Below are 19,506 nucleotides of genomic sequence, written 5' to 3' on the forward strand. Positions count from 1 at the left end.
TTACTCTTCTGAAACACTTGAAAGCATTTCTGCTTGGCTGAATGTGATTAATGCATCAATCATTTCATCAAGGTCTCCATCTAAGTATGCTTCAAGCTGATATACTGTAAATTTTATTCTGTGGTCTGTGATTCTTCCTTGTGGATAGTTATATGTTCTGATTTTTTCAGATCTGTCTCCAGTTCCTACTTGAAGTCTTCTTTCACTTTCTACTTCACTTCTTTGTTTTTCACATTCCATTTCAAAAAGCTTTGAAGCCAAATGTTTCATTGCTTTTTCTCTGTTTTTAAGCTGTGATCTTTCATCTTGACATTGAACTATAATTCCAGTAGGAAGGTGAGTAATTCTAACTGCTGAGTCAGTCATATTTACATGCTGTCCACCAGCTCCTCCTGATCTATATGTATCTATCTTAAGATCTCTTGGATCAATTTTTACTTCTTTTACATCTTCTACTTCTGGAAGTACTGCTACTGTAGCAGTAGAAGTATGTACTCTACCTGCTGATTCAGTTTCAGGAACTCTTTGCACTCTATGTACTCCTGATTCAAATTTTAATCTAGAATAAGCTCCAAATCCACTTATGCTAAAGACTGCTTCTTTTATTCCACCAATACCCATTTCCTGCTTTTCAATTATTTCCATTTTCCATTTTTTTCTTTCAGCATATCTTGAGTACATTCTAAATAAGTTTCCAGCAAAAAGAGCTGCTTCATCTCCTCCAGCTCCACCTCTTATTTCTATGATAACGTTTTTATCATCATTTTCATCTTTTGGAAGTAAAAGTACTTTTAATTCTTTTTCAAGTTCTGGTATAGATTCTTCAAGTTCTTTTAACTCTTCATGCATCATTTCTCTCATATCTTGATCTTTTTCAGTTTTAAGATTTTCTTTGATAAAATCAAAATCTTCTGCAACCCTTTTATACTCTTTATATTTTTCAACTATTGGAGTTATCTCACTCAATGATTTGTTACATTCCATCATTTTTTTAGGGTCTGCTAATACCTCTGGGGAACCAAGCAATTCATTCAATTCATCGAATCTCTTTACTACTTCTTCTAATTTTCCGAACACTATTTCTCATCTCCTTTTTCACACTATAACTTTATAATTATATCATAAACATATAAAAAAATCAATTTTCCTTAGCTTATAACATAAAAAATAACCTCAATATTCAAAAATGAATATCAAGGTTATTAAAAATTTTTTACAATAATATAGTCAAATAAAAAAATTTATAATTAAAATTTAGCTAAAGCTTGTTCAAAATCTTTTAAAATATCTTCTATTTCTTCCAAACCAACTGAAATTCTTATTTGTCCCATTGTTATTCCAATAGCAGTAAGCTCTTCTTTATTAAGATCACGATGTGAAGCTCTAGGTGGATATGTCAATGTTGTTCCAACTCCAGCTAGTGTAGGAACAAAACGAACAATTTTTAAATTTTTAATTAATTTATTTATTTCAGCCATTCCTCCATTAAAATTTACACTAAGCATTCCACCATAACCATTTCCTTCAAATTGGTTATCTGCAGCTGCCTTATTTAGAGATGACTCAAGACCAGGATAATATACTTTTTCAACTTTTGGATGAGTTTCAAAAAATTTAGCAAGTATAAGAGCATTATCAGACATTTTTTTAACTCTTAAAGGAAGAGTACGAAGACTACGTGCTAAAAGCCATGACTCTGTGGCTCCCAAATTTGATCCGTAAAGACCAAGATAATAACTAATTTTTTTTATAAGTTCTTTTGAACCAACAACTGCTCCACCAACAAGATCGTCATGTCCTCCAAGATATTTTGTTGCACTATAGAGAACTAAGTCAACTCCATATTTTATAGGTTTTGCAATAATTGATGTAGCAAAAGTATTATCAATAAAAAGCAGAGCATTATTAGCATGAGCAATATTTGTAAGGTACTCCATATTTGGTACAGACATCATTGGATTAGCTATTGTTTCTCCATAAATCAATGTTGTATTTGGGCGAATATAGTCTGCAACATCTTGAGTGCTAAAATCCACAAATGTTGTTTCAACTCCCCAACGTCTTAATTCATGCTTAAAAAAAGCATATGTTTCTCCATATATTATAGGAGAAGCTATAATATGATCTCCAGGTTTTACTACAGCCAAAATAGAAGTAGTAATTGCAGCCATTCCAGACGCAAACACAAGCCCTTTTTCTGCTCCATCTCCAGCTGCTAAAATTTCTGAAACTGCATCAGCATTTGGATTTCCTAACCTGAAATATCCATAAGTAGGGATACCATCTTCGGAAACATCTTCACAAATTTTATCTATTGGCTCAATAGCATTAAAAATATAAGCAGATGACAAATAAATAGGAAATGTTTCAGGAACTGTAAGACTCTTATTCATTTTATAACAAAATTCACCATTACCAGTATGAATATATTTTGTTGCATCACTTTTTTGAATAGACATGTTAAATCCTCCTTATATAAGAATAACATAAAGTAAATTTATATTTTAAGATTACTGTTTCTTATTATAAACAATAATACCAATTATTGCTCCAACTAAAGCAGGTACTAACCAACCAAAACCAATATTATGAAGTGGAATATTTTTGATTATACTTTCAATTAAATTAATATGTATACCATACTGTGATGGAAAATTTAAAAATACATAAATAATTGTAAAATATATTCCCCCTTTATACCCACCATCATTTGGAATAAATTTAGAAAAAATACCTAACAACATTAATACAAGAGCTATTGGATATATTAATGAAAATAAAGGTGTTGTAAGTAATACAATAGTATCAAGTCCAAAGCTTGCTACAAAAGCTACAAAAATACAAACTATAGGAACAAGTATTTTATATGAAACTTTTCCATGAGTTTCTGTTTCAAAAAAATTAGCAACAGCAGTAATCTGCCCAATCGCTGTAGTAAGACAAGCAAGAATAACAGAAATACACAAACCATAAATTGCTATTTGTCCTCCACTAGATCTAATAATAGTTAAAAGAAGGTCTGCATTGCTTATTTCACTTGGAAGATACTTACTACTTACACAAGAACCCATATAAAAAAGTCCACCATAAACAATTCCAAGAAGAATTGCTGCAATAATACCTGCTGATAAAGTTATTTTTTTCACTTGACTTCCTACATACCCTTTATTAATAATTGTACTTAAAAATGTATTTGCCATAAGAAATGAAACAAGTACATCTCCTGTACCATATGCGCCAATAAAACTATGTAAAAAAGGATTACTGATAGATTGTTCAGTAGGAATTCCCAAAGGTGCAATCAATCCTTTAATAGTAAGAATAATCAAAATAATAGTCATTACAGGAGTTAAAATTTTTCCTATTTTATCAATTACAGAACCTTCATCTTTAGAAAAAAAGTAAGCAATTGCAAAATAAGTAATTACCATCAAAATATATGGTGCTTTACCCCATATTCCTTGAAGACCCATTTCAATACCAACTGCTGCTGTTCTAGGTATTGAAACACAACAGCAGAACAGCATTATTATACCTACATATATGGTATAAAATTTTTTATTAACATGATCAGTAATTCTCTGCACAGAACCTTTAATACCTATAATAACAATTGTCAGAACAGGTAAAACCACCCCAGATAAAATCATTGCAATGACACCTGTGCTCCACCGATTTCCGCTTTCTAATCCAAGCATTGATGGAAATATTAAATTTCCTGCTCCAAAATATGTAGCAAAAAGTGCAAGCCCAATAATAAGAACTTCTATTTTATTAATTTTATTAATTTTTTTATTTTCCATAATATTGTTCCCCTCCATTTTATTTTGGAAATAAATAGTTTTATTTAAAGCTTTTACTATATTCAAACATTATGATTTAAACATACTTTTTTTCTATAATTCACTATTTTTTCTCATTTGTTCAATAGTTATTTCTAAAAGTTCTATATATTCTTTTCCAAGGGGGCTAAGTTCTTTTCCTTCTTTTATCAAATATCCAATTTGAATATCTGGACCATCTTCTAGTACAACACTATTAACAACACCTAACATATTATCTGTTAATAACCCCGTCCCTATATCATAGGCTAGAGAATTTGAAATTAATTCAAAGCTAATATTAAGATCATTAATAAACAAAACTTTAGAAGGAAGTTTTTTAAAATACATGATTTCTTCCATCATAGAATTTGGAGTTTCTTCATCTTGGGCATAAACAATACAAGGATATGGTTCTAAATCTTTAATCATTAATGTTTTTTTCTTGGCTAAAGGATGTTTTTCTGATAAAAAAACATGTACCTTTTTTTGAAATAATGAATAAAATTTTAATCCATAACTTTTAAAAAGTCGTTCAAAATTATGTATTTTTTCACAATTTACTATAATTACACCTAACTCACTTCTATTGCTTTGTACTGATCTCAAAATATCTATTGTTTGTTCATAATAAAGGCTAAAATGATATTTATCTTTGGTAAATTTATTTACTAATTTGCTAAATGCTATTGCCACAAATGTATAATGTTGAGAACTTATCGAAAATTTTAAATCGACTTTATATTTAGAAGAAAAATTTTCTTCTATAAATGCTGCATTTTCGAGTAATTCATTGAAGTAAGGAATAATTTTCTGCCCATCTCCTGTAAGTATGGAACGATTACTTAATCTTTCAAAAATACAAATACCAAGCTCATTTTCCAGTGCTCTTATTTGTTTGCTGATGTTAGCTTCAGTTACAAAAAGTAAACTGGCAGCACTTCTAAATGATCCAGTTTTAGCAACTGTTAATACATAACGCATTTGTGACAAAGTCATTTATCGCCTCCTTTATTTAAATATAGTTTTTACTTTTTTATGCATAATAATATTATTATATGATAATATCATAACAAATCCCTATAACAATGTAAAACGATTTATTTTTATCACTTTTGATAACTTTTAGTACAAAAATTTTCATTTAATAATTTTATTAATCATTCTTTTAAAATAATATAAATATTATAAAAAGCTCCATTGGTAACAGAGCTGGATTTTATCTTTTTTATTATTTTTAAATTTCTTAATATATAAAAAAGGACTGATTTTTCTTCTCAGTCCATTAATTCCTACTTAATTGTTATTAGGGAATATATCCTTTGTTGTTTCTTCATCATCATCATACTGGAATCTCACTATATCTCCATTGTTTTTATAAAATATTCTTTCCTTTATTCTTCCATTTTCATAGAATTTAAAAGCAACTCCAGTTTTTTTACCTTCAGTAAAATGTCCTAATTCCTGTAATTTTGAATTTTTATCAAAAATTATATAGTTACCATCTTCTTTATCATCTTTATATGTCACTCTATATTTCAACTGACCATTTTCATAAAAATAGAAATATTCTCCATCTTTCTTATCTTCTTTATATGAAATTTTTTCTTTCATATTTCCATTCTTATAAAATATAAACCAGTCCCCTAATTTTTTATTATTCTTATAAACTCCTTTTTCATGTATTTTTCCATCTAAATAATATGAAAAATATTCTCCTGTAGTTTTATCCCACGAGATTTTATAGGTTTCCTTTCCAAAAGCAACGCTGCTCATAACGAATGTAGCTGCAATGAGTATCGCACACATAATCTTTTTCACTAATACACCTCATTTTGCCTTATTTGTTATTTATCAACCTCTGTTCATCATTTATTCTTTTGATAGCTATATCTCTAGCTCTCATATATTGCTCCTGAGTTATATATTTCTGCATTTCTATCTGACTTCTTATTCTATCTTTCAATATAGAAGCTTCTATTTGACCCATTCTATCAAAAAGCTTATCTATTTGTTCGAGATTACTTTCTGGTCCTTCTAATACAAATTTATTTACTTCTAATTCAAGTTGTTTCTTTTCTAATAGTAACATTTTGTAATTTGTACTTACTTTTCCTACCATTCCTTTTGCTTTTTCTATATTTTCCTGAGAAACTCCTACTTTCTTAAAATCTTCATCAGAAACTATCCCTAATCCATCATTATTTGCAAATACTAAGGAAGAAAAGATAACTACAAATACGCTGCTTAAAAATTTTCTCATTCCTGTCCTCCACTAAATTTGTACTTCTAATCCAAATAAATCATCTGTATTTAAATCTATTTTCTTATCATCAAAAATTGAATTATTAAAAATATGATCTAATGTAATATCTTCTTTTATAGCTTTATTATCGTTGAAACTTCTGTTAATTACATACTTATCTACACCAGTCATAGGAACTTCCTTGAAAAGCATTTGATAAGTAGAACTTGTAAAAATTCCTAATACAAATAAAGACAGCGAAAATACTCCCCTTCTTTTATTTTTCCTTTTTTCCTCTTCTAAAAGAGTTTTATATATATTAGCTCTTACTCTTTCTTTAGGCGTCATACTAATTTCCTCCCATATCTTTAATAGCCTTATAATATACTGATTTTACTGTAGATATATTCATATTTTTCATATCAGCTATTTCCTTAAGCTTATAACCATATATATCTTTTAAAACTACAATCTCTCGTTCTTGAAGAGAAAGTTCTTTTAGCCGTTCCTCTAATATCAGAGGTGTGTCTATATCAGAATTACATTCAAGGGCAAGTATCTCTTCATTTATATCAAGCTCTACTTTCCTCTTTCTGAAAAAATCATATATTTTGTTGATAGCTATTTTATATATCCATGTATAAATATTGCTGTCAGCTCTAAATTTCTTTAGATTCTTATAAACACTTATAAAGACCTCCTGAGATATATCCTCGGCATCTTCAGGATTCTTTACCACACCTAATATTTTGTAATATATCCTATCAAAATACTGTTCAAAAATCTCATCAAAGTCCATTATATTTTTATCCCTCACAAACTGTTATATTTTATTAGACGATATAAGTTGGAAAAAAGTTTAGTTTTAAAAAGATTTTTTGCTATTTACTCTTCCGCCTACACTAATCTCAAATTTATTCCCTGTTAAATCCACTACTGTATCATCTTGGACATTTATTATCTTAGTCATAGCCATATTTCTTTCTAAATGACTTCTTCCGCCTTCACTGTCACGATCCCCTTTTCCTCTTCTGAAAGAAAAATCCATAATCCCTCTTACCATTGGAGTTTCAATATATGTAAGCCTATATTCTCCTGGCTCTACATAATAAGGTACTCCTGAATCTAAGAAAATTCTTTGTATTTCTACACTTTGTATTTCGCTTCTATCATAATTTACAATAAGAATTTTTCTTCCTTCTATTTTATCAAGAGATATTTCATGACTGCTCTTTATTGATGTACATCCTGTTATCAGTATGATTAATAGGCTAATTAGATATCTTACCTTCATTTTCTTCATCCTCCATTATTAATTTTTTTAATTCTATCAATATTTCAGACTCTTTTACTTTTTTTACAATCTGCCCTTTTTTGAAAAGTACACCTTCTCCTTTTCCTCCAGCTACACCATAATCAGCTTCTCTAGCTTCTCCGGGTCCGTTTACTACACATCCCATAACAGCTATCTTTATTTTACGGTTTTCTTTTTCAAATTCCTTTTCTACTTTTTTGGCAAGATCTATCAAATCTATTTCAGTTCTTCCACAAGTAGGACAAGAAACAATTTCCACTCCTGCTTCTATCAATCCCAATACTTTCAGAATTTCTTTTGCTACTTTTATCTCTTCTACTGGATCCTCTGTCAAAGATACTCTGATTGTATTTCCAATTCCATCTACTAAAAGTGATCCTATCCCAATGGCTGATTTTACTGTTCCTTGAAATGCTGTTCCTGCTTCTGTTACTCCTAAATGAAGTGGATAATTCACTTTTTCACTTATTTTTCTATATGCCTCTACCATCATTTTTACATTACTTGACTTTAGAGACACAATTATATCATGAAAATCATTTTTTTCCAATAAACCAATATGGTACATTGCACTTTCTACCATAGCATCAGCAGTTGGGCTCCCATATTTCTTTAATATTTCTTTTTCTAATGAACCTGAATTTACCCCTATTCTTATTGGTATATTTTTTTCTTTTGCCATTTGTACTACTTTTGTTACATTTTCATCAGCACCAATGTTTCCAGGATTTATTCTAAGTTTATCTATTCCATTTTCCATAGCTGCTAAAGCAAGCTTATAATCAAAATGTATATCTGCTGCCAATGGAATTGTTACTTTTTTCCGTATTTTTTTTATAGCTTCTGCTGCTTCCATATTATTTATAGTCATTCTTACAAGCTGACATCCTGCTTCTTCCAGTCTTTTTATTTGGGCTACTGTAGCCTCTACATCACTTGTCATAGTGTTTGTCATAGACTGGATAACAATATTATTGTTTCCACCTATTATTATATTTCCAACTTTTACTGCTCTTGTCTTTTTCATTATTCCATCTCCTAAACAAAGAAGTCCTGTTAAAAAACAGGACTTTTCTTATTTTTATTTTCTTGTTAAGTAACTCATAGGGTTCTCTGTTTTTCCATTTTTTCTAACTTCAAAATGAAGGTGAGGTCCTGTCACTCTTCCAGACATTCCTGTTTTCCCTATTAATTCACCTTTATTAACATTCTGCCCAACTTTTACACCAATTTTATCTAAATGAGCATATCTAGTTTCATAGCCATTAGAATGTTTCAATATTATTATTTTTCCATATCCATTCATATATCCAGCATAACTTACTTTTCCAGTTTGAGCTGCACGTAAAGGTACATATCTTGCTTTTAAGTCTACTCCTGCATGGAATATATATCTTTTTAAAACTGGATGAAATCTGCTTCCATATGGACTATTTACTCCCTTATATTCAACAGGGAATCTAAATCCTGCACTGGCCACTCTTACTCCACCACTTTTTCCTGAACCTGCAAGAACTCTTATATCAGGATTTTTCAAGAAAATATCCTGTCCTATCTTAAGGTTTTTTGCATCTATTTCATTATAAGCAGTTATATCATCAAGTTTCATTTTAAACTTTGATGCTATTTTAGATAATGAATCTCCCTTTTGAACTTTATAAAATATTCCATTTTCAGAAACTATAGTTAGTTTTTGTCCTATCTTTAGATTCTTTACAGATACATTTGGATTATTAGCAAGAAGCATAGTCATAGTCATTCCATTTGCTTCTGCTATTTCAGAAATTGTATCTCCCTGTTTAACTATATATTCACTTTTTACAGGTAATTTTTTTTCAGGTGCAATAACTTGTTCAATAGCAGTTTCTCTAATTCTTTCATTATCTTTTTCAATAGATTCTTTATCTTTTTTATCAAATCCTATTGCCTTATATTCATTAGCAAAATTATACTCTTTTTCAAATGTATAAAAGCTATCTTTAAGCAAGGTAACTCCACCATTCTGCTCTTCAGTAGCTTCATAGTAGTCTGTAAACTTTTTTAGATCCACCACTTCCTCTTTAAAAGGATTGGCAAACTCTATTCCAAAATAAAAAACAACTGCTAATATTATAAAAACTTTTATTTTAGATTTCATTTTTAGTCCTCTTCTCCCCTTTTTCATAGAATTCCAAAAGCTTTTTATTGCTTTCTGTATTGAGTATGGTGTCTATAAGTTTTCTCGAAGCTGTGGCCCTATCATACTGTGCCAAATATCTTCTTATACTCCAAATGCTTTCTAATTCATTCTTTGGTATGAGAAGTTCCTCTTTTCTAGTTCCTGAACGCTGAATATCTATAGCTGGAAATATTCTTAATTCAGCTAGATTTCTATCTAAATGTATATCACAGTTTCCCGTTGATTTAAACTCTTCATATATGATATCATCCATTTTACTTCCTGTATCTACAAGAACTGTCGCTATAATAGTAAGACTTCCTCCTCCTCTTATATTTCTGGCAGTTCCAAAGAAATTCTTAGGATAATATAAGGCTGTTGGATCTATTCCACCTGATATTAATTTTCCACTTGAAGGAACAACTATATTGTATGCTCTTGCAAGCCTTGTTAGAGAGTCCATAAGTATAACTATATTTTCTCCATTTTCTACTTTTCTTTTAGCTCTCTCCAGTATCATCTCTGTGACTTTTATGTGATTTCTTGGGTCTTCATCAAATGTCGAAGCAAATACCTGTGCTCCGATTACTGATTCTTTTATATCTGTAACTTCTTCTGGTCTTTCATCTATCAGAAGTATCCACACTTCTGCTTCTTTATTCTGCTCTATCATTGAGTTTGCTATACTGCTTATAAGCATAGTTTTCCCAGCTTTTGGAGGAGCTATTATTAATGCTCTCTGCCCTTTTCCTATTGGTGCAACAAGGTCTATTATCCTTCCTGAAACATTTTTTCTGTCAGTCTCCAGAATAAATCTCTCAGTTGGATAAGCTGGAATTAAATCTTCAAAAGGCACTCTCGATTCAGCAGCTTCCAGTGTTCCACTATTTACTAACAAAACTCTTCTAAGAGCATAATTTTTTTCATCTCCAGAAGGTTCTCTTACTTCTCCAACTACAATATCTTCTGTTCTTAGCTTAAACCTTCTTACTTGTGAGGCTGATACATAGACATCTTTTTCCACACTGGTGTTTCTTAAAAAACCATAACCATCAGGTAGTACTTCCAAGCTTCCCCAAGCAATATCTAAGCCTTCTTTTTCTTCGATATCTTTTTCTATCAATTCTTTCAATTCAGATTTTTTTATTCCATTTTTATATTCTATCCCCAATTGCTTTGCTATTTCTTGAAGTTCTTTTAAAAGAAATCTATCCAACTTATCCATATTCACCTCAGTTAATTTTAGTCTACAATATCACCGTATAAAGTCCATGTTTTACAATCATTTATTTTTACATTTACAAAAGTTCCTTCTAAAGTTTTATCTCCTTTGAATAAAACTATCTTATTAGTTGAAGTTCTTCCAGTAAGAACATCTTTATTCTTTCTGCTTTCTCCCTCTACTAATATTCTTACTATTTTCCCTCTATAAGTTTCACTTTCGGCTAATGAACAGCTGTTTTGAACCTCTATCAATCTTTGAAGTCTTTCCTTTTTAACTTCTGAATCTATCTGTTCATCCATATCTGCTGCTTTTGTTCCCTGTCTTATTGAGTACATAAACATAAATGAATTTTCAAATTGTATTCTTTTTACTACATCTAAAGTATCTAAGAAATCTTCTTCAGTTTCCCCTGGAAACCCAACTATTATATCAGCAGTAAGAGCTACCCCTGGTATTTTTTCTTTTATTTTTTCAGCAAGAGCTATATACTGTTCTTTTGTATATCCTCTATTCATCATTTTTAAAATTCTTGTAGACCCTGACTGCAATGGAAGATGTAATGATTTTGCTATTTTGTCATTTTTAGCTATAACATCTATTACTTCATCTGAAAAATCTCTTGGATGTGGAGAAATAAATCTTACCAAAAAATCTCCTTCTACTTTACATATTTCTTCTAAAAGTTTTGCAAAGTTATCTCCATTTTTAAAATCTTTTCCATAAGAATTTACATTTTGTCCTAAAAGTATTATCTCTTTATATCCCTTTTCCGCATATTGTTTTACATCGTGTATTATCTCATCTAAAGGTACTGATCTTTCTCTTCCTCTTACATATGGTACAATACAATATGTACAAAAATTATTACATCCATAAGTTATTGAAATTGATGCTGTTTTTCTAGAATCAAAGTCAGCATCCAATCTTGGAGGTAATTCATCTTCACAATCAGTATAAATAATATGTTTGTTTGTTTTATGTTCTATATCATCTATTGCCTGTGGTATTCTTCCTATATTTTGATTTCCCATTATTATATCTATCTGAGGGAATTTTTTCAAAAGTTCCTTTCCCTGCTCCTGAGCAAAACATCCAGTAATACCTATAATGGTTCCTCTTCTCTCTTTTATATGTTTTAATTCTCCTAATTTCCCATATATTTGTGTTGCTGCTCCTTCTCTCACTGTACAAGTGTTAAGAAAAATTGCGTCTGATTCCTCTATATTTTCAGTTATTTCATATCCTATATTTTGAAAGATTTTCTTTATCTTAGCACTTTCATTTACATTCATCTGACATCCATATGTTATAATCGATGCTTTTTTCACTCTATTCCTCCTAAAACTATTGCTGCTTATGTCTATTTTTTATTATAACAATTTTTTTACTGTTTTACAAATAATAAAATAAAAAAAGTATCACCTTTTTACAATAATTACTCAGATTTTTTTGAGCAAAAGAATATTAGAATAATCTTTAAAATTTTACCATTCCTTTATGGCCTAAATGTGTCAAAAGTTTTTATCAAAAATTTACTAAACTTTGAAATAAGTATTCTTCAGTATTGCCATGTGAATTACAAATGGTATAATATAAAAAAAATGAGGTGATAATAATATGCTTTACCAAGGAAAAATATTTAGTAACAGAAAATTTATAATCAACCATTTATTATCATATGGATTTATTCAAAAAGATGAACAATATACTTATTCAGTAAATTTAATGGAAAACTCTTTTAATTTAAATATATGTATAAAAGAATTAAAAGAAGTAACAATAAAAATTATAGATATAGAAACTAATGATGAGTATACTCCTATTTATATTCAAAATATAAGTGGAGGATTTGTTGGAAAAATACGAAAAGAATATGAATTAATACTTAATGATATTGCTGAAAAATGTACAATAAAAGAGATATTTAAAAGTGATTATGCAAAAAAAATTGTAAAATATATTGCTGAAAAATATAAAAATGAACCAGAATACTTGTGGGATAAAACTCCAAATAATGCTGTTTTTCGTGAAAAATCAACTGGAAAATGGTATGCAGCTCTATTAGAAGTTGAAAAAAGTAAAATTGGGATAAATGAAGTGGGAAGAATTGAAATTATTGATTTGAAAGCAACATCAGATAAAATATTTTCTCTTGTAGATAATATTAATTATCTTCCTGGCTACCATATGAACAAAAAACATTGGTTTACTATTAAGTTAGATGGTTCTGTTCCAATCGAAATAATTTATTCATTAATAGATGACAGTTTCAATATTATTAAGAAAAAGTAAAAATTTAACAAACTTTTAAACTAGAATTGATCATCTATAATTTTTGTATCATAAAAAATAGTTAAATATAAAATATTCCTATATTGAAATTTATTTTAAGGTTAATTTTAAATAAAGATTTTTGATATAGAAAATAAAATAAAAAAATCTCCCTCTTAAACGATCTAAAAGGGAGATAATATTAATCAAATTATTTTAATTAAAGCGATAATATTTTTACATCATCAGCAACTTTTAATTCTGCTCCTGTTGATGCTTTTATATCTTCTATTGAAGAATAAGGGCTTACTTCAGTAAGAAGCAATCCTTCAGGAGTTACTTTTATAACACCTTTTTCAGTGATTATCAAGTTTACTTGACCAGCAGCTGTTAATGGAAGATCACATTTATCAAGAATTTTTACTGCTCCTTTAGCTGTATGTTCCATAGCAACTATAACTTCTTTAGCTCCAACTACAAGGTCCATAGCTCCACCCATTCCAGGAACCATTTTTCCAGGAACCATCCAGTTTGCTAAGTTTCCTTCTTTATCTACTTGAAGAGCTCCAAGAACAGTAGCATCTACATGTCCTCCTCTTATGATTCCAAATGAAGTACAAGAATCAAAGAATTGTGCTCCTGGAAGAACAGTTACAAATCCTGCTCCAGCATTTACTATGTCTTTATCTTCTTTTCCAGGTTCTGGAGCTGGACCTACTCCTATAATTCCATTTTCTGATTGGAATACAACTTCTATTCCTTCTGGTACATAGTTAGCTACTAGAGTAGGAAGTCCTATTCCTAAATTTACTACATATCCATCTTTAAATTCTTGTGCAACTCTTTTTGCAATATATTCTCTTACTAATTTTTTATCTAATTCCATTTCTTGCTTCACCTCTCCTATTTAACTATGTAGTCTACGAATATTCTAGATGTCATTACATGATCTGGGTCGATTTCTCCCACTTTTACTAATTTTTCTGCAAAAACTATAACTGTATCTGCTGCTGTTGCCATCATTGGGTTAAAGTTTTTAGTTGTTTTAGCATAAATAACATTTCCTAATTCATCAACCACAGAACCGTTTAAAAGTGCTACGTCAGCTCTTAGAGGTTTTTCTAAAATATATTTTTTTCCATCCACTGTAAGAACTTCTTTTCCTTCTTCAACAATAGTTCCTATTCCAGTTGGTGTTAAGATTCCTCCAAGTCCATTTCCTCCAGCTCTTACTCTTTCAGCTAATGTTCCTTGAGGTGCTAGTTCAACTTCCATTTCACCAGACTGCATTCTTCTTCCAGTCTCTGGGTTTGTTCCGATATGAGAAGCAATTACTTTTTTAACTTGGTTATTAACAACAAGTCTTCCAATTCCTTTGTCTGGAAATCCTGTATCATTACCTATAACAGTAAGATCTTTTACACCTTTAGCTATTAAAGCATCTATTATTTTTTCAGGTGTTCCTACTCCTAAGAATCCACCAATAAAAACTGTCATTCCATCTTTTACATGAGATACAGCTTCTTCCATTGAAACTAATTTGTTTTTCATTTTGCCCTCCTAACACTTTTTTATTTAAATATTTCTCCGGCTTCCTTGTACCATAGAAGTAAATCTAAACTATCCATAGATATATCTACATAATCACAATAAGCTTTCATCTTTTCTTCGATCTCTAAATACAATTTAGGAGTCAGAGATTTTGGAACTTCTTCCATTACTTCTAATTTTACTAAATTTTTCAGGATATGTCTATCTAAAATCGAAATTTTCTTTCCGAATCCGACGTTTCTCAGAAAATGACTAGCTTCTTTATAAGCCATCCCCTTAATATTTTTTACTATCCATTCCCTCTTTTCATTCACATCAGAAATACTATTGAAAAAATCTCTTGTTATTATTTTTCCATTCTTATCTTTCATCTGTTCTCTAAGAGTAACAAGATATTTTGCTTTATTATTTTTAAATCTTACTATATTGAGATACTCCACCATTTCTTCAGCAGTTCCATTAAATAAAAGTCCATTATCTCTAAGAGTTGTAATAGCTTTCCATGCATTTACTGCTTTAGATTGAGGTGTAAGGATACAGAAAGAAAGCTCTGTATGAATATCCTCATTGCTTCCTTTCTCCCATATATCTTTAAAATCTTTTAATCTTCTTTCTATCTCATCTTTTTTTTCTTCGTATATTTTTTTTATTTCATAAAAATATTCATTTTTTTTCATTTTTTTACCTAGAACAGTAAGAATCCTGCTGAAATAACTACTCCTGAACATAAAAGTACTATCAGACAGTATCCCATGATATCTTTAGCCCCCAATCCTGCTATACCTAATGCTGGTAAAGCCCAGAATGGCTGAATCATATTTGTCCAAGCATCTCCCCAAGCAATAGCCATAGCTGATTTAGCTGTAGATACACCTATCTCAACACCTGCTGGCATTACAATTGGAGCTTGAACTGCCCATTGTCCTCCTCCAGAAGGTACAAAGAAGTTTACTATTCCTGCACTTAAGAATGAAAATAGTGGGAATGTTTTTGGAGTAGAAATATTTACGAAGAAATTAGACATTAATATAGCCAATGATGATCCATCAGCATTTGTTCCTGTCATGATACCCATAATTCCAGCATAGAATGGAAATTGTAAAAGTATTCCTGCTGCTCCTTTAGTTGCTTCACCAAAGGCATTTATGAATTTTCTAGGTGTTCCATGAAGGATGATTCCTGTAAATAGGAATATAAAGTTAACTAGATTTAAGTTCAGATTGAATCCTTTAGTTACAAAATATTGAAGAATATAAGCCCAACCCATAACTCCTAAAATCATAGATACAACTTTGCTGTTTTCTATTTTTTCAGCTGGAGTCATATTTTTATGAAGTAAAACTTTTTCTTCAGGTTCTTCCAATAATTTTGGATCAACAGTAACAACTTCATTATCAGCTGGATACATAGCTCTGTTTACCACTGGAAGCATTATGATAAGTGCTCCAACAATGAATAGATTCATTGGCGAAAATAAAGTTAAACTTGTAGGGATATTTTCAGTTACAGCCCCAGCAGTTTGTTTAGAAAGAGCCGCCACACTGTCACTTGCTACTTGTAGAGGAATAGATCCTGATAGTCCACCATGCCATACTAAGAATCCTGTATATGCTGATGCAATAAGAAGTCTGTAATCTACACCTTTTACTTTTTTAGCTATTTCTTTAGCAAAAATAGCTCCTATAACCAATCCAAATCCCCAGTTCAATATACATGCTATAGTAGAAACTAAAGTTACTACAACAATAGCTTGTTTAGGACTTGTTAATTTAGATGCCATACTTGATAATATTTTTTTAAATACACTTGAGCTAGCCATTGTATGTCCAGTTACAAGCACTAATGCCATCTGCATTGAGAATGCAAGCAATGACCAGAACCCATTTGTCCAATGACCAATAACTCTCATTGGTGATTGTTTAGTAAAAATAACTGCTCCTGCAAATACGATAAATGTTAACATTGCACAGAAAATATATGGATCTGGCAAATACTTTTGCATTAAAGAAACACAGAAAGATGTGAATCTTTTAAATGCTCCTTGTTTAGTTTGTTGATTGTTCATTTCTTTCCTCCCTCATAATCCTTAAATTTGAAAAACGAAAATTCCTATTCTAAGTATATACTCATCATTATTTAAAGTCAATATATTTAATCATATTCATGACATCAAAACTCAAGAATATATAAACAGTCTTTATTTTTCATTTATACTTCCTCTGCTTCCAGAAGTTCATCATCATAAACATCTTTTATATCATCTGTCTTTTTAGCCAACTCAAACCAGAAATTTACAACTTTCTCTTCTGAAAAATATACTCCAAATTTACTCTTATGATTATCTAGAATTCCTCTTACAATGGATAATCCTAATCCATGTCCATCTCTATCTCTAACTTTATCCAATCTATAAAATGGCGTCCATATACTGTCTAAATCATTTTCTGTTAAACGATCTGTTTCATTACTTACAATTATTCTTTCTTTATTTCCAAGATCTTCTGCACTAATTATTACATCTCTTTCTCCAGAAGAGTATTTCAGAGCATTTACCACAAGATTATCCAATACTCTTTCAATATATTTTTCATCACATAAAACAAAAATTTCTTTACTTCCACTATAAATTACTTTTTTATATTTAGAGGAATATTTATCTCTTATATCTTTAATTATAGGATAGAAATTTACCTCTTCAATATCCATTTTAAAATATCCTGATTCCATCTGTGATATAAGTAAAAGTTCTTTAACCAATGAGTCCATTTTTAAACTTTCTTCCATAATAACTTCACAGTAGAAATTTTTATCCTCTTCATTTGCAACATTTTCTACCAATCCTTGAGCATATCCTTGTATTATTGATATAGGAGTTTTCAATTCATGACTTACACTTGCTATAAATTCTTTTCTTAATTTATCCAATCTCTTTTCATTTTCAATATCTATCATGAGTTTCTTATTGACTTTATTTAACTCGTCTATACTTTTTTCCAGAGTTTCTCCCATTCGATTAATAGCATAACCTAGTTCTCCAATTTCATCTCTGCTATCTTTTTCAAACTTTCTATTGAAATCAAGTTCTGAAATTTTCTGAGTTATTTCCTTTATTTCCAATATAGGATCAGTCATCTTTTTAGAAAATATAAAAGACATAGATGAACCTATTATCAGTGCCAATACTATTATTAAAAGATGGTATCGTGTGGATATTTCAAGTCCCTCTTGAATAAAACTCAAAGGAGTTATTATCTCAATATACCTATCACTTCTATAGGGCATAAATAGTATTAAAACTTTTCCTCTATAGTCAAGAAGAGTTATTTCTTCGAAAACATATTCATTTTCTTTAAGTCTCTCTGCTATACTATCTATTTCACTTTTAGAAAGTATTGATTCTGTTTCTAGTTTATACAGCTCTTGATTTTTTTTTATAAGTATGGCAACATTTGAATGCATTTCAAGATTTTGAAAATCTATGACATATTTAGGATCGACAAGTATTTTTCCCAGTTCTACAAGTTTTTCTTTCTTGTTTTTTATATAGAATTTTTCCAAATAGATACTGTTTGTTACTAATAATCCTAAGATTATCATCACTACTACACTGAACATCAGGAAAAATATCTTCCATCTTATTTTCATTTGTCTCCCTCGAATTTATATCCAAATCCTCTTACTGTCTGGATAAAGTTATCTCCTATTTTCTTTCTTAATCTTTTTATATGTGTATCCACAGTTCTTGAATCACCAAAGTAATCCCATCCCCATACTGAATTCAAAATCTTCTCTCTTGATAAAGCCAGTCCTTTATTCTCGATGAAAAAATATAAAAGATCATATTCTTTAGGAGTAAGTTCAAGTATTACATCTCCTAATTTTACCTCTCTCTTAGATGTATCTATAACAAGATCTCCAAATTCAAGATATGTTTTATCAACTATTTTTCCATCTCTTCTCAGTAGGGCTTTTACTTTTGCTACTAATAATTTAGGATTGAAAGGCTTTATCATATATTCATCTGTTTCTAGTTCAAATCCAAATAACTGATCACTTTCATCAGCTCTAGCTGTAAGCATGATAATAGGAACCTGTGATTCTTCTCTTATTTTTCTGCATACACTCCAGCCATCTATTTTTGGCATCATTATATCCAGAATAACAATATCATATGTAGTCTGGAAGAAGAGATCCAGCCCCTCTTCTCCATCACCAGCTTCATCTACACTATATCCCTCTCTCACAAGGTAATCCTTTATGAGTTTTCTTATTTTCCATTCATCATCTACTACAAGTATCTTTTTCATAAAGCCCCCCAATCATAAAATCTTTTCCTTATTTAATCATTTTATTTAATGTGTATAAAAGTTCTGTAATAACTCTGTCTTCATTTCCTGATTTTATATCTCTTACTATACAATTCTTTATATGTGATTCAAGCACTAATTTTGATACTCCATCAAGTTCTCCTTTTACTAAAGATATTTCATTAAGAACCTCATTACAATGTTCTTCTTCTACCAAATCTTTTATTTTTCCTACTTGTGTTTCTATCTTCTTTATCATTTCTGGCAGATCTTCTTTTACTTTTTTACTTGTTTTATCTATCATCTTATTTAATGTCTGCACAAGTTCAGAGATAATTTCATCTTCTGAACCTGCTTTGATATCATTGACTACACAATTTCTTATATGAGATTCAAGTATTAATTTAGATACTCCATTCAAAGCAGATTTTACAGATGATATCTGATTAAGAACATCATCACATCCAACTCTATTTACCAACATCTTCCCTATTCCTCTTATCTGCCCCTCTATCCTGTTTATCCTTGCTTCCAGTTTTTTCTTAAATGCTGGGCATTCCTTGCTCATACATTCATTGGATATACAGGTTCTCTTTAATTTATCCATCTTTAA

21 protein-coding genes are annotated in these 19,506 nt (G+C 30.0%); 1 reads left to right on the forward strand and 20 read right to left on the reverse strand.

Annotated elements, in window-relative coordinates:
- The 13 genes from prfA to miaB all read right to left on the reverse strand — a co-directional run bounded on the left by prfA (position 1) and on the right by miaB (position 12,092).
- Positions 1 to 1,077, reverse strand: a complete 1,077-nt coding sequence (gene prfA / locus E0E45_RS11590) for a peptide chain release factor 1 (protein WP_130891319.1) — start codon at positions 1,075 to 1,077, stop codon at positions 1 to 3.
- Between the two features lie 170 nt (positions 1,078 to 1,247).
- Entirely contained in the window at positions 1,248 to 2,459 is a 1,212-nt protein-coding gene (locus E0E45_RS11595) for a trans-sulfuration enzyme family protein (RefSeq protein WP_197730057.1), read from the reverse strand.
- A 51-nt stretch (positions 2,460 to 2,510) separates the two neighbouring features.
- Positions 2,511 to 3,803, reverse strand: coding sequence for a branched-chain amino acid transport system II carrier protein (brnQ, locus tag E0E45_RS11600; protein ID WP_172604188.1), 1,293 nt, complete (start codon positions 3,801 to 3,803; stop codon positions 2,511 to 2,513).
- Between the two features lie 93 nt (positions 3,804 to 3,896).
- Complete coding sequence (locus E0E45_RS11605; protein ID WP_130891321.1) at positions 3,897 to 4,820, reverse strand: LysR family transcriptional regulator; 924 nt, start codon at positions 4,818 to 4,820, stop codon at positions 3,897 to 3,899.
- A 297-nt stretch (positions 4,821 to 5,117) separates the two neighbouring features.
- A complete protein-coding gene (locus E0E45_RS11610; protein ID WP_130891322.1) occupies positions 5,118 to 5,642 on the reverse strand; it encodes a toxin-antitoxin system YwqK family antitoxin in 525 nt (174 codons plus the stop codon).
- Between the two features lie 19 nt (positions 5,643 to 5,661).
- On the reverse strand, positions 5,662 to 6,084 hold the full coding sequence (locus E0E45_RS11615) for a hypothetical protein (protein ID WP_130891323.1): 423 nt from the start codon (positions 6,082 to 6,084) through the stop codon (positions 5,662 to 5,664).
- A gap of 12 nt (positions 6,085 to 6,096) precedes the next feature.
- Positions 6,097 to 6,414 (reverse strand): hypothetical protein, encoded by a 318-nt coding sequence (locus tag E0E45_RS11620; RefSeq protein WP_130891324.1) that lies wholly within the window; start codon positions 6,412 to 6,414, stop codon positions 6,097 to 6,099.
- 1 nt (position 6,415) lies between these two features.
- A complete protein-coding gene (locus tag E0E45_RS11625; protein ID WP_130891325.1) occupies positions 6,416 to 6,865 on the reverse strand; it encodes an RNA polymerase sigma factor in 450 nt (149 codons plus the stop codon).
- 66 nt (positions 6,866 to 6,931) lie between these two features.
- Positions 6,932 to 7,360, reverse strand: coding sequence for a hypothetical protein (locus E0E45_RS11630; protein WP_130892347.1), 429 nt, complete (start codon positions 7,358 to 7,360; stop codon positions 6,932 to 6,934).
- A complete protein-coding gene (gene ispG / locus E0E45_RS11635; protein WP_147391522.1) occupies positions 7,338 to 8,408 on the reverse strand; it encodes a flavodoxin-dependent (E)-4-hydroxy-3-methylbut-2-enyl-diphosphate synthase in 1,071 nt (356 codons plus the stop codon). Before ispG ends, E0E45_RS11630 begins: the two co-directional genes overlap by 23 nt.
- A 54-nt stretch (positions 8,409 to 8,462) precedes the next feature.
- Positions 8,463 to 9,518: a peptidoglycan DD-metalloendopeptidase family protein gene (locus tag E0E45_RS11640; RefSeq protein ID WP_130891327.1), complete on the reverse strand. Its 1,056-nt coding sequence runs from the start codon at positions 9,516 to 9,518 to the stop codon at positions 8,463 to 8,465.
- Positions 9,508 to 10,764: a transcription termination factor Rho gene (rho, locus tag E0E45_RS11645; RefSeq protein ID WP_130891328.1), complete on the reverse strand. Its 1,257-nt coding sequence runs from the start codon at positions 10,762 to 10,764 to the stop codon at positions 9,508 to 9,510. The genes E0E45_RS11640 and rho overlap by 11 nt, the downstream gene beginning before the upstream one ends.
- Before the next feature lie 17 nt (positions 10,765 to 10,781).
- A complete protein-coding gene (gene miaB, locus E0E45_RS11650) occupies positions 10,782 to 12,092 on the reverse strand; it encodes a tRNA (N6-isopentenyl adenosine(37)-C2)-methylthiotransferase MiaB (protein ID WP_130891329.1) in 1,311 nt (436 codons plus the stop codon).
- A 289-nt stretch (positions 12,093 to 12,381) separates the two neighbouring features.
- Between miaB and E0E45_RS11655 the strand changes: the two genes are divergently transcribed.
- On the forward strand, positions 12,382 to 13,056 hold the full coding sequence (locus E0E45_RS11655; RefSeq protein ID WP_130891330.1) for an MmcQ/YjbR family DNA-binding protein: 675 nt from the start codon (positions 12,382 to 12,384) through the stop codon (positions 13,054 to 13,056).
- 199 nt (positions 13,057 to 13,255) lie between these two features.
- Here the strand turns inward: E0E45_RS11655 and E0E45_RS11660 are convergent, their stop codons facing one another.
- The 7 genes from E0E45_RS11660 to E0E45_RS11690 form a co-directional block, all read right to left on the reverse strand.
- Positions 13,256 to 13,921, reverse strand: a complete 666-nt coding sequence (locus tag E0E45_RS11660; protein ID WP_130891331.1) for a 3-oxoacid CoA-transferase subunit B — start codon at positions 13,919 to 13,921, stop codon at positions 13,256 to 13,258.
- 17 nt (positions 13,922 to 13,938) lie between these two features.
- Positions 13,939 to 14,586: an acetate CoA-transferase subunit alpha gene (atoD, locus tag E0E45_RS11665; RefSeq protein WP_130891332.1), complete on the reverse strand. Its 648-nt coding sequence runs from the start codon at positions 14,584 to 14,586 to the stop codon at positions 13,939 to 13,941.
- A gap of 20 nt (positions 14,587 to 14,606) precedes the next feature.
- Positions 14,607 to 15,263: an N-glycosylase/DNA lyase gene (locus tag E0E45_RS11670; RefSeq protein WP_130891333.1), complete on the reverse strand. Its 657-nt coding sequence runs from the start codon at positions 15,261 to 15,263 to the stop codon at positions 14,607 to 14,609.
- An 8-nt stretch (positions 15,264 to 15,271) separates the two neighbouring features.
- A complete protein-coding gene (locus E0E45_RS11675; RefSeq protein WP_130891334.1) occupies positions 15,272 to 16,651 on the reverse strand; it encodes a short-chain fatty acid transporter in 1,380 nt (459 codons plus the stop codon).
- Between the two features lie 143 nt (positions 16,652 to 16,794).
- Positions 16,795 to 18,231 (reverse strand): sensor histidine kinase, encoded by a 1,437-nt coding sequence (locus E0E45_RS11680; RefSeq protein ID WP_130891335.1) that lies wholly within the window; start codon positions 18,229 to 18,231, stop codon positions 16,795 to 16,797.
- On the reverse strand, positions 18,228 to 18,893 hold the full coding sequence (locus E0E45_RS11685; RefSeq protein WP_130891336.1) for a response regulator transcription factor: 666 nt from the start codon (positions 18,891 to 18,893) through the stop codon (positions 18,228 to 18,230). Before E0E45_RS11685 ends, E0E45_RS11680 begins: the two co-directional genes overlap by 4 nt.
- A gap of 28 nt (positions 18,894 to 18,921) precedes the next feature.
- Positions 18,922 to 19,500, reverse strand: a complete 579-nt coding sequence (locus E0E45_RS11690; protein ID WP_130891337.1) for a metal-sensing transcriptional repressor — start codon at positions 19,498 to 19,500, stop codon at positions 18,922 to 18,924.
- Positions 19,501 to 19,506 lie beyond the last annotated feature (6 nt).

This window comes from Fusobacterium ulcerans ATCC 49185, from assembly GCF_900683735.1.
Classification (GTDB): Bacteria; Fusobacteriota; Fusobacteriia; order Fusobacteriales; family Fusobacteriaceae; genus Fusobacterium_A; species Fusobacterium_A ulcerans_A.

What these genes read in the sequence shown, in the direction of transcription:
- E0E45_RS11685 (WP_130891336.1), bottom strand. Translation starts at nt 18,893, where the DNA reads ATGAAAAAGATACTTGTAGTAGATGATGAATGGAAAATAAGAAAACTC.
- E0E45_RS11655 (WP_130891330.1), top strand. Translation starts at nt 12,382, where the DNA reads ATGCTTTACCAAGGAAAAATATTTAGTAACAGAAAATTTATAATCAAC.
- brnQ (WP_172604188.1), bottom strand. Translation starts at nt 3,803, where the DNA reads ATGGAAAATAAAAAAATTAATAAAATTAATAAAATAGAAGTTCTTATT.
- ispG (WP_147391522.1), bottom strand. Translation starts at nt 8,408, where the DNA reads ATGAAAAAGACAAGAGCAGTAAAAGTTGGAAATATAATAATAGGTGGA.
- E0E45_RS11595 (WP_197730057.1), bottom strand. Translation starts at nt 2,459, where the DNA reads ATGTCTATTCAAAAAAGTGATGCAACAAAATATATTCATACTGGTAAT.
- rho (WP_130891328.1), bottom strand. Translation starts at nt 10,764, where the DNA reads ATGGATAAGTTGGATAGATTTCTTTTAAAAGAACTTCAAGAAATAGCA.
- E0E45_RS11620 (WP_130891324.1), bottom strand. Translation starts at nt 6,414, where the DNA reads ATGACGCCTAAAGAAAGAGTAAGAGCTAATATATATAAAACTCTTTTA.
- E0E45_RS11690 (WP_130891337.1), bottom strand. Translation starts at nt 19,500, where the DNA reads ATGGATAAATTAAAGAGAACCTGTATATCCAATGAATGTATGAGCAAG.
- E0E45_RS11625 (WP_130891325.1), bottom strand. Translation starts at nt 6,865, where the DNA reads ATGGACTTTGATGAGATTTTTGAACAGTATTTTGATAGGATATATTAC.
- E0E45_RS11640 (WP_130891327.1), bottom strand. Translation starts at nt 9,518, where the DNA reads ATGAAATCTAAAATAAAAGTTTTTATAATATTAGCAGTTGTTTTTTAT.
- E0E45_RS11675 (WP_130891334.1), bottom strand. Translation starts at nt 16,651, where the DNA reads ATGAACAATCAACAAACTAAACAAGGAGCATTTAAAAGATTCACATCT.
- E0E45_RS11615 (WP_130891323.1), bottom strand. Translation starts at nt 6,084, where the DNA reads ATGAGAAAATTTTTAAGCAGCGTATTTGTAGTTATCTTTTCTTCCTTA.
- E0E45_RS11670 (WP_130891333.1), bottom strand. Translation starts at nt 15,263, where the DNA reads ATGAAAAAAAATGAATATTTTTATGAAATAAAAAAAATATACGAAGAA.
- E0E45_RS11660 (WP_130891331.1), bottom strand. Translation starts at nt 13,921, where the DNA reads ATGGAATTAGATAAAAAATTAGTAAGAGAATATATTGCAAAAAGAGTT.
- atoD (WP_130891332.1), bottom strand. Translation starts at nt 14,586, where the DNA reads ATGAAAAACAAATTAGTTTCAATGGAAGAAGCTGTATCTCATGTAAAA.
- E0E45_RS11605 (WP_130891321.1), bottom strand. Translation starts at nt 4,820, where the DNA reads ATGACTTTGTCACAAATGCGTTATGTATTAACAGTTGCTAAAACTGGA.
- E0E45_RS11630 (WP_130892347.1), bottom strand. Translation starts at nt 7,360, where the DNA reads ATGAAGGTAAGATATCTAATTAGCCTATTAATCATACTGATAACAGGA.
- E0E45_RS11680 (WP_130891335.1), bottom strand. Translation starts at nt 18,231, where the DNA reads ATGAAAATAAGATGGAAGATATTTTTCCTGATGTTCAGTGTAGTAGTG.